At 65.9% G+C, this 26,273-nt stretch carries 23 protein-coding genes; 15 read left to right on the top strand and 8 right to left on the bottom strand.

Annotated elements, in window-relative coordinates; genetic code table 11:
* Positions 1 to 7 precede the first annotated feature (7 nt).
* The 3 genes from metL to KUV81_RS13700 all read left to right on the top strand — a co-directional run bounded on the left by metL (position 8) and on the right by KUV81_RS13700 (position 3,770).
* Positions 8 to 2,365: a bifunctional aspartate kinase/homoserine dehydrogenase II gene (gene metL, locus KUV81_RS13710; RefSeq protein WP_222544448.1), complete on the top strand. Its 2,358-nt coding sequence runs from the start codon at positions 8 to 10 to the stop codon at positions 2,363 to 2,365.
* Positions 2,366 to 2,394: 29 nt separating this feature from the next.
* Positions 2,395 to 3,288 carry a methylenetetrahydrofolate reductase gene (gene metF, locus KUV81_RS13705; RefSeq protein ID WP_222544447.1) on the top strand — a complete coding sequence of 298 codons (894 nt, stop codon included), beginning with the start codon at positions 2,395 to 2,397 and terminating at the stop codon, positions 3,286 to 3,288.
* Positions 3,289 to 3,386: 98 nt separating this feature from the next.
* On the top strand, positions 3,387 to 3,770 hold the full coding sequence (locus KUV81_RS13700) for a hypothetical protein (protein WP_222544446.1): 384 nt from the start codon (positions 3,387 to 3,389) through the stop codon (positions 3,768 to 3,770).
* On the opposite strand, the gene KUV81_RS13695 is transcribed toward KUV81_RS13700, so the two are convergent.
* Complete coding sequence (locus KUV81_RS13695; RefSeq protein WP_222544445.1) at positions 3,757 to 4,635, bottom strand: M28 family peptidase; 879 nt, start codon at positions 4,633 to 4,635, stop codon at positions 3,757 to 3,759. The genes KUV81_RS13700 and KUV81_RS13695 overlap by 14 nt on opposite strands.
* Before the next feature lie 97 nt (positions 4,636 to 4,732).
* On the opposite strand from KUV81_RS13695, the gene KUV81_RS13690 reads away from it, so the two are divergent.
* Positions 4,733 to 6,346, top strand: a complete 1,614-nt coding sequence (locus KUV81_RS13690; protein ID WP_222544444.1) for a PAS domain-containing methyl-accepting chemotaxis protein — start codon at positions 4,733 to 4,735, stop codon at positions 6,344 to 6,346.
* Here the strand turns inward: KUV81_RS13690 and KUV81_RS13685 are convergent.
* Positions 6,343 to 6,843, bottom strand: coding sequence for a prepilin-type N-terminal cleavage/methylation domain-containing protein (locus KUV81_RS13685; RefSeq protein WP_222544443.1), 501 nt, complete (start codon positions 6,841 to 6,843; stop codon positions 6,343 to 6,345). The genes KUV81_RS13690 and KUV81_RS13685 overlap by 4 nt on opposite strands.
* Positions 6,844 to 6,992: 149 nt before the next feature.
* On the opposite strand from KUV81_RS13685, the gene KUV81_RS13680 reads away from it, so the two are divergent.
* Positions 6,993 to 7,442 carry a DUF2059 domain-containing protein gene (locus KUV81_RS13680; RefSeq protein WP_222544442.1) on the top strand — a complete coding sequence of 150 codons (450 nt, stop codon included), beginning with the start codon at positions 6,993 to 6,995 and terminating at the stop codon, positions 7,440 to 7,442.
* 74 nt (positions 7,443 to 7,516) lie between these two features.
* Positions 7,517 to 8,434 carry an alpha/beta hydrolase gene (locus KUV81_RS13675; protein ID WP_222544441.1) on the top strand — a complete coding sequence of 306 codons (918 nt, stop codon included), beginning with the start codon at positions 7,517 to 7,519 and terminating at the stop codon, positions 8,432 to 8,434.
* An 83-nt stretch (positions 8,435 to 8,517) separates the two neighbouring features.
* On the opposite strand, the gene KUV81_RS13670 is transcribed toward KUV81_RS13675, so the two are convergent.
* The 3 genes from KUV81_RS13670 to KUV81_RS13660 all read right to left on the bottom strand — a co-directional run bounded on the left by KUV81_RS13670 (position 8,518) and on the right by KUV81_RS13660 (position 12,318).
* Positions 8,518 to 9,693: a C45 family autoproteolytic acyltransferase/hydolase gene (locus KUV81_RS13670; RefSeq protein ID WP_222544440.1), complete on the bottom strand. Its 1,176-nt coding sequence runs from the start codon at positions 9,691 to 9,693 to the stop codon at positions 8,518 to 8,520.
* Positions 9,694 to 10,178: 485 nt separating this feature from the next.
* The gene (locus KUV81_RS13665) at positions 10,179 to 10,817 is read right to left on the bottom strand and encodes a trimeric intracellular cation channel family protein (RefSeq protein ID WP_222544439.1); all 639 of its coding nucleotides are present in this window, start codon (positions 10,815 to 10,817) and stop codon (positions 10,179 to 10,181) included.
* Between the two features lie 64 nt (positions 10,818 to 10,881).
* Entirely contained in the window at positions 10,882 to 12,318 is a 1,437-nt protein-coding gene (locus KUV81_RS13660; RefSeq protein ID WP_222544438.1) for an amidohydrolase, read from the bottom strand.
* A 257-nt stretch (positions 12,319 to 12,575) separates the two neighbouring features.
* On the opposite strand from KUV81_RS13660, the gene KUV81_RS13655 reads away from it, so the two are divergent.
* Both KUV81_RS13655 and KUV81_RS13650 read left to right on the top strand, forming a co-directional pair.
* Positions 12,576 to 13,205, top strand: coding sequence for a trimeric intracellular cation channel family protein (locus KUV81_RS13655; RefSeq protein WP_222544437.1), 630 nt, complete (start codon positions 12,576 to 12,578; stop codon positions 13,203 to 13,205).
* Positions 13,206 to 13,286: 81 nt separating this feature from the next.
* Positions 13,287 to 13,742, top strand: coding sequence for a bacterioferritin (locus tag KUV81_RS13650; RefSeq protein WP_222544436.1), 456 nt, complete (start codon positions 13,287 to 13,289; stop codon positions 13,740 to 13,742).
* Between the two features lie 33 nt (positions 13,743 to 13,775).
* On the opposite strand, the gene KUV81_RS13645 is transcribed toward KUV81_RS13650, so the two are convergent.
* A complete protein-coding gene (locus KUV81_RS13645) occupies positions 13,776 to 14,057 on the bottom strand; it encodes a hypothetical protein (protein ID WP_222544435.1) in 282 nt (93 codons plus the stop codon).
* A 226-nt stretch (positions 14,058 to 14,283) separates the two neighbouring features.
* Between KUV81_RS13645 and KUV81_RS13640 the strand changes: the two genes are divergently transcribed.
* The 4 genes from KUV81_RS13640 (at position 14,284) to KUV81_RS13625 (ending at position 17,690) form a co-directional block, all read left to right on the top strand.
* The gene (locus tag KUV81_RS13640; protein WP_222544434.1) at positions 14,284 to 15,510 is read left to right on the top strand and encodes a cation:proton antiporter; all 1,227 of its coding nucleotides are present in this window, start codon (positions 14,284 to 14,286) and stop codon (positions 15,508 to 15,510) included.
* A complete protein-coding gene (locus tag KUV81_RS13635; RefSeq protein ID WP_222544433.1) occupies positions 15,507 to 16,706 on the top strand; it encodes a M14 family metallopeptidase in 1,200 nt (399 codons plus the stop codon). Before KUV81_RS13640 ends, KUV81_RS13635 begins: the two co-directional genes overlap by 4 nt.
* Complete coding sequence (locus KUV81_RS13630) at positions 16,696 to 17,175, top strand: hypothetical protein (RefSeq protein ID WP_222544432.1); 480 nt, start codon at positions 16,696 to 16,698, stop codon at positions 17,173 to 17,175. The genes KUV81_RS13635 and KUV81_RS13630 overlap by 11 nt, the downstream gene beginning before the upstream one ends.
* A 74-nt stretch (positions 17,176 to 17,249) precedes the next feature.
* Positions 17,250 to 17,690 carry a YtoQ family protein gene (locus KUV81_RS13625; protein WP_222544702.1) on the top strand — a complete coding sequence of 147 codons (441 nt, stop codon included), beginning with the start codon at positions 17,250 to 17,252 and terminating at the stop codon, positions 17,688 to 17,690.
* Between the two features lie 97 nt (positions 17,691 to 17,787).
* On the opposite strand, the gene KUV81_RS13620 is transcribed toward KUV81_RS13625, so the two are convergent.
* Positions 17,788 to 18,669, bottom strand: a complete 882-nt coding sequence (locus KUV81_RS13620) for a DUF481 domain-containing protein (RefSeq protein WP_222544431.1) — start codon at positions 18,667 to 18,669, stop codon at positions 17,788 to 17,790.
* A gap of 201 nt (positions 18,670 to 18,870) precedes the next feature.
* A complete protein-coding gene (gene uvrA, locus KUV81_RS13615; RefSeq protein WP_222544430.1) occupies positions 18,871 to 21,693 on the bottom strand; it encodes an excinuclease ABC subunit UvrA in 2,823 nt (940 codons plus the stop codon).
* A gap of 271 nt (positions 21,694 to 21,964) precedes the next feature.
* Between uvrA and KUV81_RS13610 the strand changes: the two genes are divergently transcribed.
* The 3 genes from KUV81_RS13610 to KUV81_RS13600 all read left to right on the top strand — a co-directional run bounded on the left by KUV81_RS13610 (position 21,965) and on the right by KUV81_RS13600 (position 26,109).
* The gene (locus KUV81_RS13610) at positions 21,965 to 23,323 is read left to right on the top strand and encodes an MFS transporter (RefSeq protein WP_222544429.1); all 1,359 of its coding nucleotides are present in this window, start codon (positions 21,965 to 21,967) and stop codon (positions 23,321 to 23,323) included.
* Positions 23,324 to 23,417: 94 nt separating this feature from the next.
* On the top strand, positions 23,418 to 24,098 hold the full coding sequence (locus KUV81_RS13605) for a single-stranded DNA-binding protein (protein WP_222544428.1): 681 nt from the start codon (positions 23,418 to 23,420) through the stop codon (positions 24,096 to 24,098).
* Positions 24,099 to 24,201: 103 nt separating this feature from the next.
* Positions 24,202 to 26,109: an EAL domain-containing protein gene (locus tag KUV81_RS13600; RefSeq protein WP_222544427.1), complete on the top strand. Its 1,908-nt coding sequence runs from the start codon at positions 24,202 to 24,204 to the stop codon at positions 26,107 to 26,109.
* The last annotated feature ends 164 nt before the right edge of the window (positions 26,110 to 26,273 follow it).

Genomic DNA, 26,273 nt, shown 5'->3' with positions numbered 1-26,273 from the left:
GAAGCCGATGTCCCGCAGTCATCTGCACAAATTTGGCGGCTCCTCCCTGGCGGACGCCGATTGCTACCGCCGGGTGGTGCACATCCTGCTGACCCAGGGCCAGGCCGATGATCTGGTGGTGGTCTCCGCCGCCGGCAAGACCACCAACGCCCTGATCGATCTGATTGAGCGCGCCACCCGTGGCGCGGACCTCAGCGCGCCTTTGGCCCAGCTGCAGGACTACCAGCGGGGCCTGATTGCCCAACTGCTGGTGGGCGACGAGGCCCAGTCCCAGCAGGCCCAGCTGGCCGCCGATTTCGGCCGCCTGAGCCAGTGGCTGGCCCAGCCCGCCAGCCACCGCAACCGCATTCAGGCCCTGGGGGAGGGCTGGTCCGCCCGCCTGCTGGCCGCCGCACTGCGTCAGCTGGGGGTGGCCGCCGCCAGCCTGGACGCCCGTGAATTCCTCACCGTCGCCCCGGGGATCACCCCCCAGCCGCGGGAGGCGCAAAGCCGCCAGGCCCTTTCCGGCCAGCTCGCCGCCCAGCCTCACACCCGCGTGGTGATCACCGGCTACATCGCTGCCGACGAGCAGGGGGAGACCGTGCTGCTGGGGCGGAACGGCTCCGATTACAGCGCCACCCTGATCGGCACCCTGGCCGGGGTGGCGGGCATCACCATCTGGACCGACGTCGAGGGGGTGTTCAACGCCGACCCCAATCTGCTGGACGACGCTCGGCTGCAAACCGCCCTGACCCTGGAGGAGGCGGACCGCCTGGCCCGGCTGGGCTCCCCGGTGCTCCACCCCCGCACCCTGCAGCCCCTCAAGCGTCAGCCCGGCAATCTCAACATCCGCTCCAGCTACACCCCGGAGCGGCCCTACACCCGGATCCTGGCCGGCGACGCCGAGGCGGAGCCGGTGGTGACCAGCCTGACCCGGGTGGCACTGCTGCACTGCCAGGGGGCGTCTGACACCCTGGCGGCGGCCTTTGCCGAGCTGGAGGCCGGGGGGCTGTCGCCCCTGGTCAGCTACCCGGAGCGCGGCGCCGTGGCGGTGCTGGAGGAGCAGGCCGACGCGGTGCAGGCCCAACTGCAGGACCGGATCGGCGGCGCCATCCGTCGGGACCTCAGCCAGGGGCTGGTGGGTCTGGTCAGCCAGGGTGCGCCCCGGCTGCGCGGCGCCTTCGCCCGACTGCTGGGTCGCCAGGCCTGGCCGCTCAAGGCGGATGCCCTGGCCCTGGTGACCCTGGTGCCCGCCGAGCAAGTGGCGGATCTCACCGCCCGGGTGCACCGCCGCTGTGCCGGGGCGCGCAAGCGCATCGGCCTGGTGGTGGCGGGCAAGGGCAACATCGGCAGCGCCTGGCTGGATCAGTTTGCCGGCTACCAGGCGCGCATCAGCCAGGAGCTGGAGGCCCAGCTCACCCTGGTGGCGATCATGGGCCAGGACCAGGCCCTGGTGGACGCCGAGGGGATCCTGCCGGGCCAGTGGCAAAGCCGGTTCGAGTCCGAGGCGGTGGATTACCAGCTGGAGGATCTGGTGACGGAGCTGGGCACCCTGCCCTTCGACGAGCTGGTGCTGCTGGACATCACTGCCAGCGCCCGCCTGGGCCTGGCCTACCCCAAGCTGCTGGAGCAGGGGATCCACCTGGTCAGCGCCAATAAGCAGGCCGGCAGCGGTCCCCTGGCGTTCTACCGCCAGCTCAAACAGCACCTGGCGGAGCGCCACCTCTACTGGCGCTACAACGCCACCGTGGGGGCCGGGCTGCCCATCTTCTACGCCATCGACGACCTGCGTCGCAGCGGCGATCGTCTGGCGCGGATCGACGGCGTGTTCTCCGGCACCCTGAGCTGGCTGTTCCATCACTACGACGGGCAGCGCCCCTTCTCCGAGCTGGTGCTGGCCGCCAAGGCGGAGGGGCTGACAGAGCCGGACCCGCGGGACGATCTCTCTGGCGTCGACATGCAGCGCAAGCTGCTGATCCTGGCCCGGGAGCTGGGGGTGGAGCTGGAGCTGGAGCAGGTGGCGCTGGAGTCCTTGGTGCCCGAGGCGCTGCGGCCTCTGCCCCTGGACCAGTTCCTGGCACGCATCGACGAGCTGGACCGGCCCCTGGCCGAAGCGGTGGCCGCCGCCGATGCCGAGGGCAAGGTGCTGCGCTACACCGCGGCGCTCTCCCTGGAGGGGGGCACCCTGCTGGCCAAGGTGGGGCTGGAGGCAGTCACCCCGGCACACCCCTTTGCCAGCCTGCCGGCGGGGGACAACCAGTTCCTGCTGCGCAGCGAATACTACCCGGAGGGCCTGGTGATCCAGGGCCCCGGCGCCGGACGGGCGGTGACCGCCGCCGCGGTGCAATCGGATCTGGTGGCAATCTGCCGCCGTTTACTGCATTAATGATCAAGCTTTGAGAGGGAGTCGGGGATATGGGATTTCATCACGCCCAACAGGTGGAAGCGTTAAACGAGCGACTGAGCTCACTGCGGGACATTCAGGTCTCCTTCGAGTTCTTCCCGCCCTCCACCGCCGAGATGGAGACCACCCTCTGGCACTCCATCGAGCGGCTGGCGCCGCTCAAGCCCCGTTTCGTCTCCGTCACCTACGGCGCCAACTCCGGAGTGCGGGACCGCACCCACAAGGTTATTGAACGGATCCACAATGAAACCGCCCTGCAGGCGGCGCCCCACCTGACCCTGGTGGACGCCTCCGACGAGCAGTTGGTGGCCCTGGCCAAGCAGTACTGGGCCCAGGGGGTGCGCCACATCGTTGCCCTGCGAGGCGATGTGCCCGCCGGTCAGCCCAACCCGAACCGCTACGCCGCGGATCTGGTGAGCCTGCTGCGGGGGGTGGGGGATTTCGAGATCTCCGTGGCCGCCTACCCGGAGTGCCACCCGGAGGCGCTCTCTGCCCAGGCGGATCTCATCAACCTCAAGCGCAAGGTGGACGCCGGTGCCACTCGGGCCATCACCCAGTTCTTCTTCGACATCGAGGCCTACCTGCGTTTCCGTGACCGTTGTGCCGCCGCCGGGATCGACGCCGAGATCGTCCCCGGGATCCTGCCGGTGACCAACTACCAGCAGCTGCTCAAGTTTGCCGATTTCGCCAAGATCCGGGTGCCCAACTGGCTGCACCACATGTTCGACGGCCTCGATGATGACCCGGCCACCCGCAAGCTGGTGGGGGCCAACGTCGCCATCGAGATGGCCAAGGTGCTGGCCAAGGAGGGGGTGGAGGAGTTCCATTTCTACACCCTGAACCGGGCGGAGCTCTCCTACGCCATCTGCCACGCCCTGGGGGTGCGCCCCTCATTGGGGGCCTGAGGCCGCAAGGGCAGGTCGAAACACAATCACGGGGGCCGCGGCCCCCGTTTTTTGTGCCCCCTATACTGGGACAAAACCTCACCCTTCCGGAGCCCCCCATGGGACGCGTTTTGCTGTTGAGCCTGGTGTTGCTGTTGGCCGGCTGCAGTGGCACCAGCAGCAGCCTGCTGGCCCCCGACGGCACCTTTTCCCTCACCCCGAAAGAGGCCGAGGCGGTGCTGCTGCGGGCCATCGCCGCGGAGTTTCCCGACAAGGATCCCATTCCCCTGGACGACGGCCGACTGGGGTTTCACTTCAACGTCTGGTGGTTGCTGGATCACGACAGGATCACCGTACAGGCGATCCCCCAGGGGGAGAACCGTTTCGCGTTCCGGGTGGACAACCAGGGCACCGCCCCGGCGGCGGGGGATCCCGCCCGGGAGCGGCTGATGGCCCGGCTGCTGGAGGAGGCGGGGCGGGCCAGCGCCTCTAGTGGGCCCTGAGCAGGGCCCAGGCCCCCTCGGTGACCGCCGCCATAAAGGGGTAGTCCAGCCGCTCGGCCTGGTCCCGGGGGCTGTGGTAGTCCCGGTGGGCGGGCACGCCCAGGTAGAGCCAGTTTTGACCGGCCTGGTGGAAGGGGTAGTGGTCTGATGCCTTGGTGCTGTCGTAGTGCCAGCCATCGTGGCCCTTCATCCTGCGGCGGCCCTGCTCCACGCACAGGTGGGGAGCCATCGCCGCCAGGGCGTCCTTGCCGTCGGCCCAACCGGGCCGCCACCACAGCTGGGCCCGACCGTCCCGGGGGGGCCGGCCCACCATGTCCAGGTTGAGCACCCACTCCAGCGGCTGATCCGCCAGGGCCCGCTGCAGCGCCTGGCTGCCGTGCACCCCGTTCTCCTCCGCGTCCAGGGCGGCGAAGATCACCCCCTGGGCCGTCGGCGCAGCCTGGGCCCGTTCCGCCAGGGCCAGCAGCACCGCCACCCCGCTGGCGTTGTCGTCGGCCCCGGGATGGACCTGGCCTTTCACCCGGCCCAGGTGGTCGTAGTGGGCCACCACCAGGCGGTAGGGGGGCGGCCCCGGCACCCAGGCCACCAGGTTCTGTCCGGTTTTGACCGCCCAGGGGGGACCGTACTGGAAATCCTGGCGCGACTGCCCCTGCCAGGGGGACAGGCCCAGCTCATTCAGACGGGCGGCCAGGTAGTCCGCGGCCAGTCGGGCGCCTTCTGTTCCGGTGCGCCGGCCCGCCATCCTCGGCTCGGTGAGGGCCTCCACGTCCGCGCTCAGGCTGTCGGGCCAGTGTTGCGGGGCCATCGGGCAGGGGGGCGGGCCGGCCTGGCAGCCGGTCAGCAGCAGAATCGCGGCGAACCCCATTCCCTTCATTGCGCCCCCTCGGTAAATCAATATTTTCTAAAAATTCCGTCGCTTACGTGATCCAGGCCAAGGTCCCGGCCAACGGCTTTTTGGCACCATGTCTCCCCAACACTCACAGCGAAGGACGAGACTGGGCGTGCGCAATAACCAACCTATCACCGGACAGGAAAAACGCTACCCTGGCGATGCCATCCTGCTTTCCACCACGGATCTCAAGGGCAACATCAAGTACGCCAACGGCGACTTCGCCGAGATCTGCGAGTTCAGCGCCAAGGAGCTGCGGGGGGAACCCCACAACCTCATTCGCCATCCCGACATGCCCCCATTGGCTTTCGAGAGCCTGTGGCGGCGGATCCAGTCGGGACAGTCCTGGTTTGGCCTGGTGAAGAACCGCACCCGCAGCGGCGATCACTACTGGGTCAACGCCTATGTCTCACCGGTGCTGGAGGAGGGGGAGATCCACGAGTACCAGTCGGTACGCCGTCGTCCCACCGAGGCCCAGATCGAGCACGCCGACGCCCTCTATCAGGCGGTCAACGCCGGCCAAACCCCCCGCTGTCTGAAACCGGCGAAAGTGGGCTTTCGCGGCCGGCTGCTGCTGGCGGTTGCCGCACTGGCGCTGCTGACCGGGGCCCTGGCCAGCTGGCAGCCGCTGCTGGGCACCGCCCTCGGCGCGGTGGTGAGCTTGGTAGTGATGGGCGCCCTGCTGGCACCGCTGATGAAGCTGGCGGAGCGGGCCAGGGGGATCATCGAGGACCCGTTGGCCCAGGGGGTGTTCACCGGACGCAACGACGAGCTGGGGCAGATCGACCTGGCGATGCACTTCCTCTCCACCGAAACCGGTGGGGTGGTGGGCCGGATGGCGGACAGCGCCAGTGCCCTGTGCGAGAAGGGGCGCCGGCTCAATGACACCGTACTGCAGACCCAGGAGCGGGCCACCCGGCAGAACGAGCAGACCACTGCGGCCGCGGCGGCGGTGGAGGAGATGAGTGCCAGCTTCAACGAGGTGGCGGACAACGCCGAACGGGTGGCCCAGGCCCTGACTCACAGTCAGGAGGTGGCCAACGAGGGGCGTCAGGTGCTGGAGCGGGTGACCGGCTCCATCGAGGGGCTCAGCGGCGAGGTGGCCCGCATCGCCGATGAGGTGGCCACCATCGAGCGGGACAGCCAGGCCATCGCCCAGGTGCTGGATGTCATTCGCGACATCGCCGAGCAAACCAATCTGTTGGCTCTGAACGCCGCCATCGAGGCGGCCCGGGCCGGCGAGTCCGGCCGCGGCTTTGCCGTGGTGGCGGACGAGGTGCGCAACCTGTCCAAGCGAACCGCGGACTCCACTGCCCAGATCGAGGCGATCGTTGCCCAGTTCCAGGGCTCCAGCCACGCCGCCAGCGAAGCGATGCGCCAGGGCCAACAGGCGGCCCAGGACACCGTGGCCATGACCCACGAGGCGGACCAGGCGTTCGACAAGCTGCGCCAGGACGTGTCGGAGATCAGCCTGATGAGCGGCGAGATCGCCACCGCCATGAGCCAGCAGCGGGTGGTGACCCGGGACATCAGCGAGGCGATCCAGACCATCAGCGATCTGGCCCAGTGCAGCTTGCAGCAGGCGGCGGACGCCGCCCAGGGGGGCCACGAGATGTCCCGCCTGGCCAGCAAGCAGGCTCAGCTGGCCCAGCAGTTCTGGCACAAAAGCGTGATGCGCGAGGCCTAGGGGCAACCCTGGGTGTGCAGCTGGAAGGGCTGGCCCGGCCGGTACTCCAGGTAGCAGGCCCCCCGCTCCAGATCGCCGTAGCCCAGGCGAACCCAGTCGGCGGTCTCCAGGCTGGCCAGGGCGTCGTAGCGGACGCGGCGTTGGGAATCGGTCTTCTGGCTCTCCTGCGCACTGAGCCCGGTGCTCATCAGCTCCAGCAGGTAATGGTTGTCTTGTGAACGGGGCAGGGGCCAGCGCCCGTCGAGGGGCCAGGGGCCAAAGCGGGTGTGCAGCTGCGCCTGGGCTTGTGCCGGGGCCAGCCCCAGCTCCAGCTTGGCCTGGGTGGTCAGGGCCAGCAGTTGGGGGTCCAGGGCCAGCTTGAGTTGGCGCAGCTTGGCGGGCTGGCTGCCCCCACCGGGGGTGCCTTGCCAGAGGGGGGCGCCGTAGTGCCAGGCCAGGCCGAGGATGGCCAGCACCAGCAGCAGGCCGACCAGGCTGAATCCATGTTGTTTTTTCACGAGAAACTCTCCTTGTTAGCCCCTTCAGCCTAGTTCATGGCGCGGACCTTTTCCGGGCGGATCGCTTACAGCGCGCTGGGCGTTCGGACGCTGGCCCAAAGGGCAACGCCTTGTTCTAATGATGTTTTACCCAAGGAGTGGAGAAAATGATGATGCGGTTATTGAACGCTGCGCTCTTGGCGCTGATGCTGGCCCAGCCGGCCTGGGCGATGGACGACGACGCGGTGGACGCCGCCCGGGACCTGCTGGCGGCTTCCCGCACCGAGCAGATGCTGGTGACGGTGCTGGACCAGATCCAGGCCAACATGCTGGCCCAGAACCCGGAGATGGTGGCGCACGCCCAGGTGATGCGGGACTTTATGGCGGAGCACCTGAGCTACGATGCCATGGAGCCGGAGCTGATTGCCCTCTACGCCGAAGCCTTCACCGTGGCCGAGCTGCGGGAGCTGGCCTTTTTCTACCGCAGCCCCGTGGGGCAGAAGTCCCTGGACCTGATGCCGGAGCTGATGCAGAAGAGCAACGCCCTCACCATCAACCGGCTGCAGGCGCACCTGCCGGCCCTGATGGCCCGACTCGAGGCGCTGGACACCCCCCACTGAGTCCGGACGCATACGTATTCATCCCCCGGGGCCATCCTCCCCTGTTAGCCTGAGGGCTGAGACAGGGAGGCCCCATGTTCCGACTGATTCTGCTTCTGCTGGCGCTGCCCGGACTGGCGCTGGCGCAAACCCAACCCTTGCCCCAGGTCAGTGCCGGCACCCTGGTCCGCCTGACGGATTTTCCCTCCGAGCAGGTACCCCCTCGCCATATCGAGGTGTGGACGCCGTCGGGCTTCCCCCCCGGTCAGCGCTTCGAGGTGCTCTATATGCACGACGGCCAGATGCTGTTCGACGCCGAGACCACCTGGAACGGCCAGGAGTGGCGGGTGGACGAGGTGGCCTCGGCGCTGATGGCCGAGGGTCAGGTGCGCCCTTTTATGGTGGTGGGGATCTGGAACGCCGGAGCGCAGCGCCACAACGAGTACTTCCCCCAGGCGCCCTTTGAAACCCTACCGGAGCCGACCCAGCGACAGTTTCTTGCCCTGGAGCGGCACCCGGGTCAACCGCTGTTCGGCGGTCCCCTCCACTCCGACGCCTACCTGCGCTTCCTGCTGGAGGAGCTGGCGCCCCATATCGAGGGGCACTTTCCCGCCAAGCCCGGTGCGGAAAATCGCTACCTGATGGGCTCCAGCATGGGCGGGCTGATCTCCTGGTATGGTCTGCTCCGCCACCCCGAGGCCTTTGCCGGTGCCGCCGCGCTGTCGACCCATTGGCCCGGGATCATGACCGCGGACAACCCGGCGCCGGCCGCTTTAAGGGCCTACATCGCCCAGCGGCTGCCTTTGCTGACCGGTCAAAAGCTTTATTTTGATTACGGCGACCAGACCCTGGATGCGCTCTACCCGCCGCTGCAGGCCCAGGTCGACCCGCTGTTTGCCAATTACCCCAAGGGTTTGTGGACCAGTCGCTTCTTTCCCGGCGCCGCCCATACCGAGTCCGACTGGGCCGAGCGGCTGGATCAGCCACTGCGCTTCCTGTTTGGCACGCAGTAACAGTAATGGATAAACAAAACGCCGCACTCAGGCAGAGTGCGGCGTTTTGTTTGGCTAGCGGCGTTTATTTTGGCTAGCGGCGCTTAGGCCATGTTGAACAGGGCCTTGAGGTCAATGGCCTGCCAGTCCTGGCCCAGGGCGGGCAGCTTGATCCACATGTTGAGATCAGTCAGATCGGTCACCACTGAGTAGTTGGTCAGATCCACGTCCTGGTTAGTGGGCTTGGTCACGCCACCGTTCTCCTTGAAGCTGCCGTCGGCGTTGTACAGGGGCAGGTCAAAGATCTCCCGCATCCCCTGGGCGTCGATGGTGCCGCTGCGCTCCTGGTGGCGGGCGGCCAGGTTATCCAGACGCTTGAGGGAGAAGCTCATGGTCTCGCGCTGGCCCAGGCCCCAATCGGGGTTCAGGAAGGTGTTGACGGTGATAAAGGAGTCCGCCTCTTTGTCCGCCGTCCGCAGGCGGTTCTCCTGGATGGTGTTCTCGTAGGAGCACGCCTTGCCCTGCTTGTCCGCCAGCATCCAGATGGTGGAGATGTCGGTGCGGGACGCCTGGAAGCGGGCGCTCAGAGCCTCGATGTTGTCGCTCTCGGCGAGGTAATCGAACACCGAGTTGAGGAAGGAGGGCTTCTCGGTGGAGATGATGTTGCCGCCCATGGAGGTGCCGTCGTGCAGGTCGGTGTAGACCCCTTTGTCGTTGACGCCGGTCACCAGCCACATCCAACCTGCCCAGCTGACGTTGGCCACCTTGTTGGAGCCGTCGTTCGGGTTGTAGACGGTCAGGTACACGGGGAACTCCAGGAACAGCTCGTTCCAGTCCATATTGCGGCCCACCAGGGCGTGGCCCTCGGCGGTGTTCTTGCCCCAGGTGGTCAGGGAGGTGCAACCGGAGAAGGAGTGGGCTTTGCCCTGGTAGATGGCCTGCGGGCCACTCTGGTCCAGCACCAGTACGTGCTCCACCGGCCAGCCGATGGCGTCGGCCACGCCCTGGTAGAACTGCTTGCGGCGCAGGGTCAGGGCTTCGAAGACGCGGCGGCCAAACAGCTGGGTGGCTTCGGCTTCGGTGGTGAAGCCGTTTTCGAACAGCGGCTGCACGGTCTTGTCCCACATGGTCTGCAGGTCGTCTTTGGTCAGGGCGCCGTACTGTTGGCCCATCTCGTACCAGCTGCCGGACAGCTGCAGGACATACAGCATCTTCTCGCCGGTGGTGAACTTCTTGCCTTGCTCGAACTGGGTCTGCAGGGTCAGGTTGGATGTGATCATAATTGCCTCTCTTAAAGCCAGTGGTGATTTGCGATGGCGGTAATTTAACCGCGGGCCGACCACGTGCTAACTCAGTTGGCGAGGATCCAGTCCGTCAAAAAGTAAAAAAGTGGAGGGCATTTTTATCTAAATGCATGTATCGAAAGCTTTTTAGATTTTGGGCTGGTTGTTTTATTCGTGGGATTGTTCATCTAAAAAAGTAATTTTCGTGCTTTTTTGCCTCCATCGGGGCGCGGTCGGGCCGATTTTGGGCTCGAAGTCGGCCCGCGACAGGGCGACGCCAGTGATCCCAGTGCGGCCATAAAGGCGGTGGAACGTCCCGCACTCAGGTCACCCTGGTCCAAGCGTCTGATGTTGGTTCGTGGCGTGATAAGGACGAAGCGATAGGGGGGCAGGAAGGTCGACCGGTGTTGCTGCGGGCAAAAAAAAGCCCGTGCGCTGCATGGGGCAGGGCACGGGCCGACGGGTCCGGTTAACGGGGGTGGTTATTTCAGCTTGAGCTGGCCCCACTGGGGCACAGACCAGTGGCGGCGCAGGGTGCCGTAGCGCAGCACCAGCACCAGGGCGATGGCCAGCAGAGCGCCGAGTTCGGCGTGTTGCGGGGCCAACGCCAGAAATCCGGCGTGCAGGGTGCAGCCCAGGGCCACAGGAACGATGTAGAGCTCCTTGCCCAGCAGCATGGAGGGCCGCTGCAGCAGCACGTCACGAACGACACCACCGCCGGTGGCGGTGATGACCCCGAGGATCACCGGTCCCAGGGGCAGGCCGAAGCCCAGTTCCCAGGCCTTGGTGGTGCCCAGCACGCCAAACAGGGCAATGGCAACGCTGTCCACCGCCTGGTAGAGCATGTTGAGGTAGCGGCGATCCAGCAGGGTATAAAAGAAGAAACCCAGCATGGCGCTGACCCCGGCGATCCATAGGTAGGAGGTATCCTCCGCCCAGAAGATCGGCACATCCAGCAGGGTGTCACGGATGGTGCCGCCGCCTACGGCGGTGACGGTGGCCAGCACCAGGATGGTGAACAGATCGACTTGCCGACCTCGGGCCGCCAGGACGGCGGACAGGGCAAAGGCCACGGTACCCAGTACGGAAAACAGATCGAACAGGAAAGCCATGGAGATCATTGCTTTGTGCTCCTAGGGGTTGGGGATACCAGGCCCCACTGCCGAGGGCAGTGGGGCAGGTCGCTCAGTGGTTGCAGCCGTCCAGGTGCTCCAGGGCGGTGTGCAGGCAGCACTCGTAGTGGGCCAGCTGGGCATCGGAGTCGTCGGCGCGCGGGTTGGTCTCGGAGTCGTTCAGGCTGACGTACTCGCGGCCGCCTTTCTTCTGCTCAAAGTCCGCTTTCACCTTTGCCAGCAGGGCCGGATCGGTCATCAGCTCCAGGCCCTGGGCGGCCAGGACGTTGGCGGCGCGCAGGCCGGCCTTGCGGCCGATGCTCATGCCGTTGCAGGCGGTGCAGCCCCACTGGTGCGGCGGAATGTGCAGCGGCCAGGCGGCAAACATCACCCCCATGGTGGGCACGTTCCAGCTGATGTCGCCCACGTCGGATGAGCCACCCACCTCGATGCCGGTGGAAACGGGCATTACGTCAGTGGCCATGCCGGACTCCGGCTTGCCCATCTCCCGCTGAATCGACTTGGCGAAGGCCTGCTCCTCCTCGGTCCACTTAATGGGGAAGTAGCGGTGCATGTGATCCGTGATGCGGGCGGCCAGCACGTCGTTGGGCAAGCAGTCGTAGATCCCGCCCAGGTTGGTCACCTCGGTGCGGGTCTGGGTGGAGAGCGCCGCGCCCTGGGCCATGTCTTCCAGCCAGGTTTTGTGCTCGCGCACGTTGTCGGCGCTCTTGCCGCGGTATCGCACCAGCACCTTGGCGTAGTCCGGCACCACGTTCACCGCGGAGCCACCCTCCAGGATCTGGTAGTGCAGGCGGCCGGTGGGCTCGAGCTGCTCCCGCATCATGTTGGCGGAGACCAGGAAGATCTCGGCGGCGTGGACGGCGTTGCGACCATCCCAGGGGGCGGCCCCGGCGTGGGCGGTGACGCCATGCCACTCCACGATAAGATCGATGGAGGCGGTGGAGTGGAAGTTGATGGCGGAGTTCACCATCGCCGGGTGGTTGTGCAGGCACACGTCCAGCTGGTCAAACACCCCGGTGGCAGCCATGTAGTTCTTACCGTTCAGGGCCTCTTCGGCGGGGCAGCCAAACACCTTGATGGTGCCGGGGATCCCGTTTTTCTCCATGTGGTTTTTCAGGGCGATGGCGGCGCCAATGGAGCTGGAGCCGATCAGGTTGTGGCCGCAGCCGTGGCCATTGGGGTTGCCGCTTTTGGCGGGCTGCTTGTGGGGCACGGTGTCGTTGCCCAGATCCGGCAGGGCATCGAACTCCACCAGGTAGCCCAGCACCGGGGCACCGCTGCCCCAGGTGGCGATCCAGGAGGTGGGCAGGCCGGCGATGTTGCGCTGCTCGATGGTGAAGCCGTGTTGCTCCAGTACGGCGCTTTCCAGGGCGGAGCTTTTGAACTCGTCGTAGCTCAGCTCGGCGTACTCCCAGACGTTGGAAGCCATGTCCCAGATCACGTCGGACAGGGCGTTGACCTCTTGGTCGATGGCGTTGAAGTCGGTCATGGTGATTACCTCGGTTTGCGTAGTTAAGGGTCATGTGCACCGGTGGCTCACTTTTTCACCAGCGCTCAATGGCCGGCATAGTACGGGGAGTGACTCGACGTGTTAACTCATCAAGCGAGGATCTGGTCCGTCAAACTCGGTTGGGTGCCGCGACCGCCGGCATGATGGTTATTCATCATCGGGTGGCAAAGGGTCGCTGTCGCCGGTGCACCACTTTCGGCACAGTGACGCCTTTTGCGAGCAAGCGGGAGCGGACGGTGGACGAGGCGCAATTCATCACGGCGTTGTGGGTGGTGGGGATCCTGGCGGAGGCGATGACCGGCGCCCTGGCGGCCGGTCGCCGGCAGATGGACCTGTTTGGCGTGGTGATCGTCGGCTGCGTCACCGCCATCGGCGGGGGCACGGTGCGGGATCTGCTGATCGGCAACTACCCCCTGGTGTGGATCGCCCACGTGGAGTACCTGCTGGCCATCGCCGTGGCGGCCCTGCTCACCGTGGCCATCGCCCCGGTGATGCGCTACCTGTCCCGCCTGTTTCTGGTGATCGACGCCCTGGGGCTGGCGGTGTTCTCCGTCATCGGCGCCCAGAAAACCCTGGCCCTGGGGCTCAACCCCCTGGTGGCGGTGGTGATGGGGGTGGTGACCGGCGTGTTCGGCGGGGTGATCCGGGACATCTTCTGCCAGAGTCTGCCCCTGGTGTTTCACAGGGAGCTCTACGCCGCGGTGGCCCTGTTTACCGCCGGTCTCTACGTGCTGCTGGACCATCTTAAGGTGGCCACGGACCTGTCGCTGCTGCTCTGCCTGGGCCTGGGTTTCCTGTTTCGTCTGCTGGCGATCCGCCGCCGCTGGACCCTGCCCCGGTTCCACTACCAGGAGTCGGCGCACTGAGGTTGATGGGGCCCTTTGCTTCCCCCCCGGCCGCCATCTGGTCTACACCTTGATAAGACCCTAGTTATCCGGAGGTGTGGCATGTCGGATTTGGACAACAAGGCGGTGATCGCCCTGCTCAATCAGATCATGGAGATGGAGCTGGCGGGGGTGGTGCGTTACACCCACTACTCGTTGATGGTTTATGGCTTTGGGCGGATCCCCATCGTCTCCTGGCTTAAAAGCAACGCCGATGAAAGCCTGGCCCACGCCCACCGGGCCGGGGAGCTGGTGACCATGCTTGGCGGCCACCCTTCGCTGGCCATCGGCCCGCTGCTGGAGTCCAAGCAGCACGACATCGGGGACATTCTGCGGGAGAGCCTGGCCCACGAGCGGGAGGTGGCGACGCTCTACTTCCGGCTGTTGGATCTGACGCGAGACAAGTCAGTGGTGTTGGAGGAGTACGCCCGCGAGATGATCGTGGCGGAAACCCTGCACGCGGATGAGGTGGATAAGATGTTGCGTAAACCGGGGGACACCGAGCGGTACAAGGGCTAGCAAAACGGGGTACCGCCCGGTGAAGAACTGGGGTTATTGGCCGCCGATGTCGGGGTTGATCACCTTTTCGCGGCGGTAGCCGGTCTGGTGAAACACCACTGGGCGGGGCTGGCGGCCGCGGATCAGCATCACTACGGCGCCGATCAGCATCAGGCCGAGCTGGAACAGCATCAGCAGCAGGGCGATGGGCAGCATCAAGAGCACGGCCACCGCCAACAGGGCACCGCCGAGCAGGGTGCGGGCGGGCCCACCTCGGCCTTGAGCCAGGGCGGCCTGACTGGCCTGCTGCCAGGTGCGAAGAAACCGGGTTTTCAATCGAGCCTCCTTTGATGGTCGGTTGAATCTGAAAACAGTGTGCCACAGTCCGGATGAACGGCAGCTGACTGCTTTGTGAGCTTTTGTTAATGTGGCGCGCCCCGGTGTTCGACTTCTCGATGATTCGCGCTTTTTTCCCTGCCATTTCAACGGCTCTGGCCTCCATGGACTATGCTTTTAGGTGCCCGCCACCGCTGGCGGACGACGCTCCCTCGTCCGAGGCGTTATGGAACTCTTCTTCATTCTGCTGGTGCTCCTGGTCACCACCCGCGCCTTCGGCGAGGTGGCGGAGCGGCTTGGCCAGCCGGGGCTGATGGGCGAACTGGTGGCCGGCATCGCCCTGGGCACCTTCGCCGCCCAATACCAGGATCTGCTGCCCCAGATCGCCGGCCTCAGCGCCAGTCCCGTGTTCTCCACCATCACCGACCTGGGGATGTTCTTCATCATGCTGTTTGCCGGGGTGGAGCTGCAGCCCAGCCGCCTGGTGGAGTACTCCAAGGGCGCCTTGGCGGTGGCCGTGGCGGGGATGGTGGTGCCCATGGCACTGGGGGTGGGGCTGGGTTACCTCTTCCTGCCCCCCGGTGAGGCGCTGCTGGCCCAGTCGATCTTCCTGGGCACCGCTTTGGCGATCACCGCCGTGCCGGCCACGGTGCGGATTTTGATGGATCTGGGGCAGATGGAGTCCCCCTCTGGCCAGATCATCGTCTCCGCCGCGGTGTTCGATGACGTTCTGAGCCTTATTCTGCTGGCCTGGCTGACGGCGCTGATCGGCGGCGAGCCCACCAGCGGCCTGATGGTGGGCACCCTGCTGTTCAAGGTGGTGTTGTTTTTCGTCATCACCGGGCTTATCGGCGTCTTCCTCTTCCCCCTGGGGGGGCGCTTTATCGGTTTGTTCAAACAGAAGGAGTTCGAGTTCAGTGCCCTGCTGACCGGCGCCCTGTTCTTCTCGGTGCTGGCGGAGCTGCTGGAGCTGCACTTTATCGTCGGTGCCTTTATGGCGGGGCTGTTCTTCGGCCGCAAGACCATCGATGAGGCGGCCTACCGGGCGGTGCGGGCCAAGACCTCCGCCATGACCTTCGGTTTCCTGGCCCCCATCTTCTTCGCCTCCGTCGGCCTGCACCTGGACTTCAGCGCCTTTACCGAGATCCCGCTGTTTGTGGTGGTGCTGCTGGTGGCGGCCTTCGCCGGCAAGTTCCTCGGCTCCGGCCTGGCGGCCAAGGGGATGGGGCTCAGCTGGCAGGAGTCCGCCGCGGTGGGCGCCGGGATGAGCGCCCGGGGGGCAGTGGAGCTGGTGATCGCCGACATCGCCCTTAAGGCGGGCCTGTTTGAGTTGGGGGACTCCCCCATCATCACCCACATGTTCTCGGCGGTGGTGATCATGGCGGTGGTCACCACCCTGGCCACGCCGCTGCTACTGAAATGGATCTACGGCAGCAACGGGACGGCCCAGTGAAGCCCCGAGGGGCCCTGGCCGGAGCGCTGCTGCTGTTCGGCCTGGCGGGTCTGGTCACCCTGGCCACCCAAACCCACCGCGCCTGTCCGGCGGCGGACCCGGACTACCTGGCGGGGGATCTGGGCCCCTTCTCCGCCGGCTACGACGAGGCCCGAACCGCCTTTCGCCGAGGGGCCCTGCGCCACGGCGGTCGCCTGGAGAGCCATCCCCTGCCGGACCATGGCGATCTCAGCCTGGATCTGGCCTGGTTCGGGCCCAAGCCTGCTGATCGGGTGCTGGTGCTGAGCTCGGGCACCCATGGGGTGGAGGGGTTCGCCGGCTCGGGTCTGCAAAGGGCGCTGCTGGAGGAGGGGCTGCCCGCCCGGCTGCCTGACGGGGTGGGCCTGATGATGATCCACGCCATCAACCCCTATGGCATGGCGCACCGACGGCGGGTCAACGAGCAGAACGTGGACCTTAATCGCAACTTCCTCGATCACCACGTCCCTCACCCGGATAACCCCGGCTACGATGCCCTGGCCACTGCGCTGGCCCCCCGCCAATTGGGGCCACTCAGCGAAACGCTGGCCTGGGGGCGGCTGTTTGGCTACCGATTGCTGGCGGGGCCCAAGGCCACCCAGGCGGCCATCAGCCAGGGGCAGTATCGCCACCCCACCGGCCTTTTCTTCGGCGGCCAGGGGCCCGCCTGGTCTCGGTACACCCTCAAAGCCCTGTTCCGTCGGCACCTGTCCGGGGCCGGTGAGGTGGTGGTGCTGGATGTGCACACCGGGCTGGGGGCCATGGGGGCCGCCGAACTGATCCTTAACCGGCCGGTGGACTCGGCCGCCTTCCGGCGGGCGCGGACGATCTGGCACGCGGTGCCGGTCAAGACCACGGTGTCCGGCGAGTCGGTTTCACCCCATCTGGCGGCCACCCTCAAGCTGGCCCTGGCGGACTGGCTGCCCGACGCCCGGGTAACCGCCGCCAGTCTGGAGTTTGGCACCCTGACGCCCCTGGCGGTGCTCAAGGCCCTGAGGGCGGAGAACTGGCAGCACCACTATGGCGATCCGGCCGCCCCCCGCGCCGCCGATCTCAAGCAATGCCTGATGCGCGCCTTCTACCCGGACGATCCCCAGTGGCGGCAGGCGGTGCTGAACCAGGGCCGCCAGGCGGTGATGGAGGCGCTGAGTTACCTGGCGCAGCCCGATGCGTCTTGATCGGGTCTGGGTTGTCGGGGTGGCAAGCCTGGTGGTGTTGGGCCTGCAGCTCGGTTACGTCATCCACCACGCCCCGCTCTGGCTGACCACCCCCCTCTCCCGCTTTATGCTTATCTGGGTGGGGCTGGCCGTCCTGGCTGGAGGCGTTTACGGCTTTTTCATCAACCCGATGGTCGCCTACAAGCGCAACGCCGAGGTGTGCGTCGGCGGCCTGCCCTTCCCCATGCATTACGGCATGCCGGTGGCGGGGGGGTGCCTGTCGGGCTATTTCAATCCCTGGTGCTTCTTCCTGGATCTGGCCTACGCCCTGGCGTTTTTCGGCTTGAGCGCGCTGACGGTCTTTATCAACGGAACGCTGGTGGGCAACTTGGGGTTTCTCGGCACAGTCTGGGTGTATGGCGCCCTGATCCGTTGGCTGGTGCGGGACTACCTGAAGGTCTACCCCATTCGCTTTGAGGCTGAGGGGTGAGCCCCTCCCCGTCCATGGTGGAGAACGTGGTACCCTGCTCCCACGACCACCGCCAGCAAACAGGAGCTAAGACCATGGCGTTCAAGGTGTACCTTTCCGGCGAGATCCATTCCGACTGGCGTCAGCAGATCATCCAGGGCTGCGAGGCCCGGGGGCTGGCCATCCAGTTCAGCTCGGCGGTGACCGACCACGCCGCCAGCGACGCCGCCGGTGACCGCCTGGGCCAGGAGGAGCAGGGGTTCTGGCGGGACCACAAGTCCGCCAAGGTCAATGCCATCCGCATCCAGACCGCCATCCAGGGCTGCGATATGGCGGTGATCCGCTTCGGCGATAAGTACCGCCAGTGGAACGCCGCCTTCGACGCCGGCTACTGCGCCGCCCTGGGCAAACCCTACATCACCTTGCACGACGCGGCCCTGGTGCACGCCCTTAAGGAGGTGGATGGCGCCGCCCAGGCCTGGGCCGAATCGCCGGAGCAGGTGGTGGAGGTGCTGGCCTACCTGATGAAGGCCTGATCCCGGACCGCCGCCGAGACGACGACCACACAAAAAACGGCGCCCTCAGGCGCCGTTTTTGCTTGGAGCCTCGGTGCTTGGCCATGGTCAGACAGCGTTAAAAGCGATAGGCCAGCTTGGCCATCGGCCCATAGAAACGGTGAGTCACGTTCAGGTCGCTGTACTCCGGCTGGTAATCGACCCCCACCTGGAAGTAGCTGTACGCCGCGGTGACACTGAGCGCATCGGTAATGTGATAACGTGCGGCGATCTCCGCTTCCCCCATCCATCCCGAGATCTCCCCCATGCTCAGGTAGAAGGCCTGGAGATGGCTTCTGATCTGCCACTTTTTGCCCAATTGGTACTCCATCTGCAATCCCAGGCTGGGCAGCGGCGCGGTGACGCTGTTGGCCACTTCCAGGTGCAATTCGCTGTAGGAGCCGGGCACATGGGTGGGAGCAGCGGTCATCTCCAGATCGCCACGGAATCCCAGCTTCAGATGGGTGAAGTGGAGGCCAGTGAGCAGATCGGCGGCGATCTTTTCGGATTGGTAAAAGCGGTAGCCGTAGCCGAAGCGAACGATGTCGACGTTCAGCTCGGTGGCCAGGTAGGAGCCGGTATCCACCTGGTATCGCTGGTTGTCCCAGGTGAATTGGAACGGATCCATCACGCCGTGGTTTTCGCCAGTGCGGTGCAGCCGGCGCCAGTCCAGGTAGATCATGTGGCGAGGCTGGAATCGATACTCCAGATCCAGGTAGGCCAGGGTCTGGTTGTGGGGCAGGTTCAATTCGGATTCGAAGTTGAGCAGGCGGTCCTGCTCAAAGATCGGGTCATACACCGTCAGATCGGTGCTACTCAGCGCCCAGAAGGCGCCCAGCTCGATCTCAAAGCTCTGCCCCCGGGCGGATTGGGCGCAGAGGACCAGCAGGCCTGCGATCCACCAGGGAGTTCGCCGAGCGATGGAGCGTGGCCGAGCCGGTGGCGGCAATCGATTGGTCATAGTGGTCCCCATCTGAGTCGGTCAGGCGTTGGGGGCGGCCTGCCCCGGCGATGGGGCGGCATCCTAACGGAAGTGGGCTGACGGAATAACTCGGTTTTGAAGGGTGGGAGCCGTCAATTGCACCATGGTTAACGCAGTGGCTGCATGGGGAAGAACAAAAACGGCGCCCCAGGGGCGCCGTTGTGATTGCCGTTTGCTGCGCTACTTCAGCATCGGCTTCAGGAAGCGGGCGGTGTGGGATTCGGCGCACTGGGCCACCTGCTCCGGGGTGCCGGTGGTGAGGATAGTGCCGCCGCCGGCGCCCCCCTCCGGGCCCAGATCCACGATCCAGTCGGCGGTCTTGATCACATCCAGGTTGTGCTCAATGACCACCACGGTGTTGCCGTGGTCCCGCAGCCGGTGCAGCACGTCCAGCAGCAGCTGGATGTCCTGGAAGTGCAGGCCGGTGGTGGGCTCGTCCAGGATGTAGAGGGTTTTGCCGGTATCCCGCTTGGACAGCTCCTTGGCCAGCTTGACCCGCTGGGCTTCACCGCCGGAGAGGGTGGTGGCGCTCTGGCCCAGGCGGATGTAGGAGAGGCCCACGTCCATCAGGGTTTGCAGCTTGCGGGCGATGGCGGGTACGGCATCGAAAAACGCCCGGGCCTCCTCCACCGTCATCTCCAGCACCTCGTGGATGCTCTTGCCCTTATATTGCACCTCCAGGGTTTCCCGGTTGTAGCGTTTGCCTTTGCACTGGTCGCAGGGCACGTAGACGTCGGGCAGGAAGTGCATCTCCACCTTGATCACCCCGTCCCCCTGGCAGGCCTCGCAGCGACCGCCGCGGACGTTGAAGGAGAAGCGGCCGGGCTTGTAGCCCCGGGCCCTGGCCTCCTGGGTGCCGGAGAACAGCTCCCGGATGGGGGTGAAGATCCCGGTGTAGGTGGCGGGGTTGGAGCGGGGGGTGCGGCCGATGGGGCTCTGATCGATGTCCACCACCTTGTCGCAGTGGTCCATACCGGTGACCTCCCGGTAGGGGGCCGGCTCGTCCACGGTGGCGCCATTGAGCTCGCGATGGGCGATCTTGTAGAAGGTGTCGTTGATCAGGGTGGACTTGCCGGAGCCGGAGACCCCGGTGACGCAGGTCATCAGCCCCACCGGGATGGTGAGGTCCACGTTCTTCAGGTTGTTGCCGCTGGCCCCGGACAGGCGGATCTCCTGCTTGGCGTCGTAGGGGGTGCGCTGGGCCGGTACGGCGATCTGTTTCTTGCCAGACAGGTACTGGCCGGTAAGTGAGCGCTCGCTGGCGATGATGTCGTCGTAGCTGCCGTCCGCCACCACCTCGCCCCCGTGCACCCCGGCACCGGGGCCGATGTCGATGATGTGGTCGGCGGCGCGGATGGCGTCCTCGTCGTGTTCCACCACCAGCACGGTGTTGCCCAGGTCCCGCAGGTGGGTGAGGGTGGCCAGCAGCCGCTCGTTGTCCCGCTGGTGCAGGCCGATGGAGGGCTCGTCCAGCACGTACATCACCCCCACCAGGCCGGCGCCGATCTGGCTGGCCAGGCGGATCCGTTGCGCCTCGCCGCCGGAGAGGGTCTCGGCGGAGCGGGAGAGGGTCAGGTAGTTGAGGCCGACGTTGACCAGAAAGCCCAGCCGGTCGTGGATCTCCTTGAGCACCTTCTCGGCGATCTTGGCCCGCTGGCCCTCGAACTGGAGGTCGCTGAACCACGCCAGGGCCTCACCGATGGACCACTCGGTCAGCTGCGGCAGGGTGGTCTCCGCCACGAAGACGTTGCGCGCCTCCTCCCGCAATCGGGAGCCGCCGCAGCTGCGGCAGTGGGTGGTGGAGATGTACTTGGCCAGCTCCTCGCGCACCGCGTTGGACTCGGTGTCCTTGTAGCGGCGCTGCATGTTGTTGAGGATCCCCTCGAAGGGGTGGCGACGCACCACGGTGTCACCGCGGTCGTTGACGTACTTGAAGTTGATGCTCTCCCGGCCGGAACCCTCCAGCACCAGCTGGCGGATCTTCTTCGGCAGGGTCTCCCAGGGGGCCTCGATGTCGAACTCGTAGTGCTCCGACAGGGAGCGCAGCATCTGGTAGTAGTAGAAGTTGCGTCTGTCCCAGCCGCGGATGCAGCCCCCGGCCAGGGACAGCTCCGGGTTGCTGACCACCCGCTCCTCGTCGAAGAACTGCTGCACCCCCAGGCCGTCACAGGTGCCACAGGCGCCGGCGGGGTTGTTGAAGGAGAAGATCCGCGGCTCCAGCTCGCTCATGGAGTAGCCGCAGAAGGGGCAGGCGAAGTTGGCGGAGAAGATCAGCGGCTCCTCGTCGCCCTCCATGGGGGCCACGGTGGCGATGCCGCCGGACAGCTCCAGGGCGGTTTCGAAGGACTCCGCCAGGCGCTGCTTGAGATCGTCCCGCACCTTGAAGCGGTCCACCACCACCTCGATGGTGTGCTTGACGTGCAGGTCCAGGGCCGGCGGATCCGAGAGATCGCACACCTCGCCGTCGATGCGGGCGCGGATAAAGCCCTGGGCGGCGAGGGACTCCAGCAGCTTGGCGTGCTCCCCCTTGCGGCCCTGGATCACCGGGGCCAGCAGCATCTGCTTGGAGCCGGCCTCCAGGGTCATCACCTTGTCCACCATCTGGGAGACGGTCTGGGCGGTCAGGGCCACCTCGTGCTCCGGGCAGCGGGGCTCCCCCACCCGGGCGAACAGCAGTCGCAGGTAGTCGTAGATCTCGGTGATGGTGCCCACGGTGGAACGGGGGTTGTGGGAGGTGGATTTCTGCTCGATGGAGATGGCCGGGGAGAGCCCCTCGATGTGGTCCACGTCCGGCTTCTCCATCAGCGACAGGAACTGACGGGCGTAGGCGGAGAGGGATTCCACGTAGCGGCGCTGCCCCTCGGCGTAGAGGGTGTCGAACGCCAACGAGGACTTGCCGGAACCGGACAGGCCGGTGATCACGATAAGCTTGTCCCGGGGGATGGTGAGATTGATGTTTTTGAGGTTGTGGGTGCGGGCACCCCGTACGTCTATGTTGTCCATCGGGCTCGGCACTTAGAGGTCGAAAGAATCATCTTACCCTGTCCCGGTGCAAAAGACAGGCGCGGCAAAGTGTGGCTGATTGTGGGCAAAATGATACCCAAGTCCCAGAACCGGGGCGCGGTTGTCAGGATGTGAGCGGGTCGATTGTCTCAATCGGGCGGCGGGGTTAGCCTAACCCGACCATTTTACTCGGGCATGACGGCCTCTACAGTGACGTAACCTCTGGTACACTGTCGCCCATTTCCGATAACAACCTTCGAGGATTTGCCCAGTGAGTCAGGGCCTCAATGCCATCGAAAAACGCGCGGCCTTCTCCCTGGCCAGCGTCTACGGCCTGCGGATGTTCGGCCTGTTCCTGATCATGCCGGTGTTGGCCACCTACGGTCAGGGCCTGGAGGGGTTCTCCCCCCTGTGGGTGGGGATCGCCATCGGTGCCTACGGCCTGACCCAGGCGTTGCTGCAGATCCCCGCCGGGATGGCCTCGGATCGCTTCGGCCGCAAGGCGGTGATCACCGTGGGTCTTATCCTCTTTGCCGTCGGCTCCGTGGTGGCGGCGGTGGCGGAGTCCATCTACCTGGTGGCCCTGGGCCGCGCCCTGCAGGGGATGGGGGCGGTGGCCTCGGCGGTGCTGGCCCTGGCCTCGGATCTGACCCGGGACGAGCAGCGGCCCAAGGTGATGGCGGTGATCGGCTCCTTTATCGGCCTCTCCTTCGCCGTGGCCCTGGTGGCCGGCCCCACCCTGGCCAGCCGAACCGGCCTCAGTGGCCTGTTCGCCCTCACCGCGGTGCTGGCGATCCTGGCACTGGTGGTGGTCCATGTGATGGTGCCCAACTCGGTGCAGAAGGCCCCCACCGGCGACCTGGTGGCGGTGCCGGCCCGGCTCTGGGGCCTGCTCAAGGATCCCCAACTGCGTCGCCTCGACGTCAGCATCATGGTGCTGCACCTGCTGATCACCGCGCTCTTCGTGGCCCTGCCCCTGGCCTTGGTGGACGCCGGCCTGGATAAGGCAGAGCACTGGACCCTCTACCTGCCCGCCATGGTGCTGGCGCTGGTACTGATGGTGCCCATCATCCTCTACGGGGTGAAGAAGAAAACCAGCCGCACCCCCTTCCTCTTTGCCATGGCGCTGCAACTGGCCGCCATGGTGATCCTCACCACCGGCGTGCAGGATCTGACCGCCCTGGCGGTGGGCACCGTGCTGTTCTTTATCGGCCTCAACTACCTGGAGGCGGCCCTGCCCAGCCTCATCTCCCGCCTCAGCCCGCCCGGAGACAAGGGTTCCGCCATGGGGATCTACTCCACCGCCCAGTTCGGTGGCGCCTTTCTCGGCGGGATCCTCGGGGGCGCTCTCTACCAGAGCCTGGGTGCCCAGGGGGTGTTTGGCCTCTGCGCGGCGCTGATCGCCCTGTGGCTGGCCTACATGTGGTGGATGCCGGAACCGGCCCTGGCCAAGAGCCTCACCCTGGAAGCCCAGGTGCGTGACCGCGCTCACGCCGGTGAACTGGCCAACGCCCTGTCGGCCCTGCCGGGGATCAAAGAGGTGATCGTCATCCCCGAGCAGCAGGCGGCCTTTCTCAAGGTGGACGAGGTGTTCGACATCGAACGGGCCCGGGCGGTGCTGCAGGGCTGAGCGATTTTCCGCGCTTCGCGAGCGTCGCGAGGCGTGAAGTTTTCCTTGCCACTGTGGTACGCTGTGGCGATCAAATTTAAGGTTGGAGAGAACGATGGCCGGTGGCATCAACAAAGTCATTTTGGTAGGTAACCTGGGGCAAGATCCCGAAGTGCGCTATATGCCCAACGGCAACGCGGTGGCGAACATCACCGTGGCCACCTCCGAGAGCTGGAAAGACCAGCAGGGTCAGCGCCAGGAGCGTACCGAGTGGCACCGGGTGGTGCTGTTCCGCCGCCTGGGCGAGATCGCCGGCGAGTACCTGAAAAAGGGCTCCAAGGTCTACATCGAAGGCAAGCTGCAGACCCGCAAGTGGCAGGATCAGAACGGTCAGGATCGTTACACCACTGAGATCGTGGCCAACGAGATGCAGATGCTGGACTCCCGCGGTGGCGGCCAGGGTGGCGGCAACTTCGGTGGCGGCCAGCAGGGCGGCGGCAACTTCGGCGGCGGCCAGCAAAGCGGCGGCAACTTCGGTGGCGGCCAGCAAAGCGGCGGCAACTTCAGCGGCGGCCAGCAAAGCGGCGGCAACTTCAGCGGCGGCCAGCAAGGCGGCGGCAACTTCAGCGGTGGCCAGCAGGGCGGCAGCAACTTCAGCGGCGGCCAACAGGGCGGCCAGTCCCGTCCGGCGGCGGCCAAGCCGGCGGCCCAGCCCCAGCAGAATCAGCAAAACCAGCAGAACCAGAACTTCACCCCGGACCTGGATGAGGGCTGGGATGACGACATTCCGTTCTGAGGGCCCGGCCCGCAGCCACGAATTAAGTTGACAGATCCCCGCGTAAGCGGGGATTTTTGTACCAGAATGCCGCATAGAAGTCGGAAGCGGCCTGGGATCACGGATGAAAAAAACGCACGAACAGACCCAACGGCTGATCAGTTTCTGGATCGCCTCTCTCTCCATGGTCACCCTGGCGCTGCTGCTGAGCGCCTGGACCGCCAGTTTCTCCCACGCCAATCGCAACCAGGACCTGGCGGTCAGCGCCCTGTCTCGGGTGGTGGAGATCCAGTACGAGCGGGGGGTGCCCCTGGACCAGATGACCGTCTGGCTGCCGGACATGCTCAAAAGCTACCGGGCCCGGGAGCTGCAACTGCTGCGCGGCGGCGACGTCGTCTACCAGTGGCGGGCAGCCGCCGAGGACCGGCGCCCCGCGGTCACCTACACCCGGGTGCTGCGCTCCGGCAACATCATGAAGGTCACCCTGGCCCGGCCCAAGTTGCTGCTGGGGTTTGGCCTGGAGGAGTGGGTGCTGATCGCCCTGGGGCTGGTGGCGGCCCTGGCGGTGGTGGTCTCCGGGTACCTCTGGCTCAACCGGGAGATGGCGGGGGTGGAGATCCTGGCCCGCCGGGCCCGACGCATCAACAGCGGTGACCTGGATGCCGCCGCCCACTCCTTGAAGGGGGAGCGTCCCCTGTCGGCGGGCCGGGCCCTGATCAAGCTGCACCGGCTGTGGCGCCGGGAGCGGGAAGCCAAGCTGGAGCTGGATCGGCGGATCCGCGCCAACACCTTCCTCGACAGTGAGCTGGGGCTGGGCAACGCCATGTTCTTCGAAACCCGCCTCACCGCCCTGGCGGAAGCGGGGGAGATGGAGGGGCAGGGAGTGGTGTGCCTGATCCAGTTCGGCGGCCTGGAGGGGCTCAATATCCAGAGCCGGGTGGCGGTGCTGCGCCAGTTTGTGGATCTCTGTGAGCCGCTGCTGGAGGAGCACGCCGATGCGGTGTTCGCCCGCCGTCACTGGCTGGAGCTGGCGCTGCTGGTGCCCATGCTGCCGCTGAAGGAGGCCGAAGGGCTGGCGATCCGGCTGCAGAAGATCAGCACCCGGCTGGAGCTGCCCCAAGGGGCGGACCGGGAGGAGCTGGTGCACCTGGGCCTGGCCTACTTCAACCAGGGAGACCGCCCCGAGCAGGTGATGGAGGAGGCGGAGATGGCGCTGCGGGCCGCCCAGCTGCAGGGCCACAGCAACTGGTTCATGTACGACAAGGGCGCGGTGGACCGGGAGCTGGCCCAGGGTACGGTGCGCTGGCGCAGCCTGATTGAGAACGCCCTGGCCCGCAAGGCCCTGGTGACCTTCTACCAGCCGATCCGCGACCAGCACGGCGAGCTGCTCTGCCAGGAGCTGTTCAGCCGCATGCAAGATCCCCAGGGTAATCTGGTGCGCGCCTCCCTCTACCGGCCCATGGCCCGTCGCTGCGGCTTGACCCCCCGCATCGAGCGGGTGCTGATGGAGCTGGGATTGCAGCAGATGCGCAACAGCGACAACCCCATCCCCTTCAGCATCAACATTGCCGCCGAGTCGTTGCTGCACCCCCGTTTCGGCAAGTCGGTGGCCCTGCTGCTGGCCAACTACCAGGCCCGCCGCGCCCAGCTGATCCTGGAGTTCAACGAGCGGGAGCTGGTGCAGTTTGCCGACCAGCTGGCGCCGGTGATCCTGGAGCTTAAGCGCCTTGGGGTGCAGCTGTCGGTGGACGGGGTGGGCCACACCGTGGAGCGCACCGATTACATCGACCGTTTCGGCGTCAACTGGATCAAGCTGCACCCCAGCCTGGTGCGCCAGCTGCCCCTGCGTCCGGAGAACCAACTGTTCATCACCAGCCTGCTGCAGGCGGCCAGCCACGCCAAGGTGCGAGTGCTGGCGGAGGGGATCGAGGAGGAGGCGGAGTGGCAGGCGCTCAAGGCGCTGGGGGTGCACGGGGGCCAGGGCAGCTGGTTCGGGGGCGCCGAGGCCTACGACGAGTCTGCCTCATTATGAGATGAGCAGGCTTCATCGTGATTTAATTGGCGGCGTCAAAGCTTTGACGGCATAATATTGTTTGTAATAACCAGTCGAAACGGATAATAAGTCTTACAAAGGCTTAACGGCGTAAGAACAATAATTTAGGGTCATTTTTAGGGGGCTTTGTGCTCAGTTGGTTA

The sequence above is a fragment of the Ferrimonas balearica genome, from assembly GCF_019802085.1.
Taxonomy (GTDB): domain Bacteria; phylum Pseudomonadota; class Gammaproteobacteria; order Enterobacterales; family Shewanellaceae; genus Ferrimonas; species Ferrimonas balearica_B.
Note: the sequence above shows the minus strand (reverse complement) of the source record. Positions and strands in the feature narration are given on the sequence as shown.

Bases quoted from the DNA above. Each gene is read 5' to 3' on its own strand.
- metL (WP_222544448.1), top strand. From the start codon at position 8: ATGTCCCGCAGTCATCTGCACAAATTTGGCGGCTCCTCCCTGGCGGAC.
- metF (WP_222544447.1), top strand. From the start codon at position 2,395: ATGGGATTTCATCACGCCCAACAGGTGGAAGCGTTAAACGAGCGACTG.
- KUV81_RS13700 (WP_222544446.1), top strand. From the start codon at position 3,387: ATGGGACGCGTTTTGCTGTTGAGCCTGGTGTTGCTGTTGGCCGGCTGC.
- KUV81_RS13695 (WP_222544445.1), bottom strand. From the start codon at position 4,635: ATGGGGTTCGCCGCGATTCTGCTGCTGACCGGCTGCCAGGCCGGCCCG.
- KUV81_RS13690 (WP_222544444.1), top strand. From the start codon at position 4,733: ATGTCTCCCCAACACTCACAGCGAAGGACGAGACTGGGCGTGCGCAAT.
- KUV81_RS13680 (WP_222544442.1), top strand. From the start codon at position 6,993: ATGATGCGGTTATTGAACGCTGCGCTCTTGGCGCTGATGCTGGCCCAG.
- KUV81_RS13675 (WP_222544441.1), top strand. From the start codon at position 7,517: ATGTTCCGACTGATTCTGCTTCTGCTGGCGCTGCCCGGACTGGCGCTG.
- KUV81_RS13670 (WP_222544440.1), bottom strand. From the start codon at position 9,693: ATGATCACATCCAACCTGACCCTGCAGACCCAGTTCGAGCAAGGCAAG.
- KUV81_RS13665 (WP_222544439.1), bottom strand. From the start codon at position 10,817: ATGATCTCCATGGCTTTCCTGTTCGATCTGTTTTCCGTACTGGGTACC.
- KUV81_RS13660 (WP_222544438.1), bottom strand. From the start codon at position 12,318: ATGACCGACTTCAACGCCATCGACCAAGAGGTCAACGCCCTGTCCGAC.
- KUV81_RS13650 (WP_222544436.1), top strand. From the start codon at position 13,287: ATGTCGGATTTGGACAACAAGGCGGTGATCGCCCTGCTCAATCAGATC.
- KUV81_RS13640 (WP_222544434.1), top strand. From the start codon at position 14,284: ATGGAACTCTTCTTCATTCTGCTGGTGCTCCTGGTCACCACCCGCGCC.
- KUV81_RS13630 (WP_222544432.1), top strand. From the start codon at position 16,696: ATGCGTCTTGATCGGGTCTGGGTTGTCGGGGTGGCAAGCCTGGTGGTG.
- KUV81_RS13625 (WP_222544702.1), top strand. From the start codon at position 17,250: ATGGCGTTCAAGGTGTACCTTTCCGGCGAGATCCATTCCGACTGGCGT.
- KUV81_RS13620 (WP_222544431.1), bottom strand. From the start codon at position 18,669: ATGACCAATCGATTGCCGCCACCGGCTCGGCCACGCTCCATCGCTCGG.
- uvrA (WP_222544430.1), bottom strand. From the start codon at position 21,693: ATGGACAACATAGACGTACGGGGTGCCCGCACCCACAACCTCAAAAAC.
- KUV81_RS13605 (WP_222544428.1), top strand. From the start codon at position 23,418: ATGGCCGGTGGCATCAACAAAGTCATTTTGGTAGGTAACCTGGGGCAA.
- KUV81_RS13600 (WP_222544427.1), top strand. From the start codon at position 24,202: ATGAAAAAAACGCACGAACAGACCCAACGGCTGATCAGTTTCTGGATC.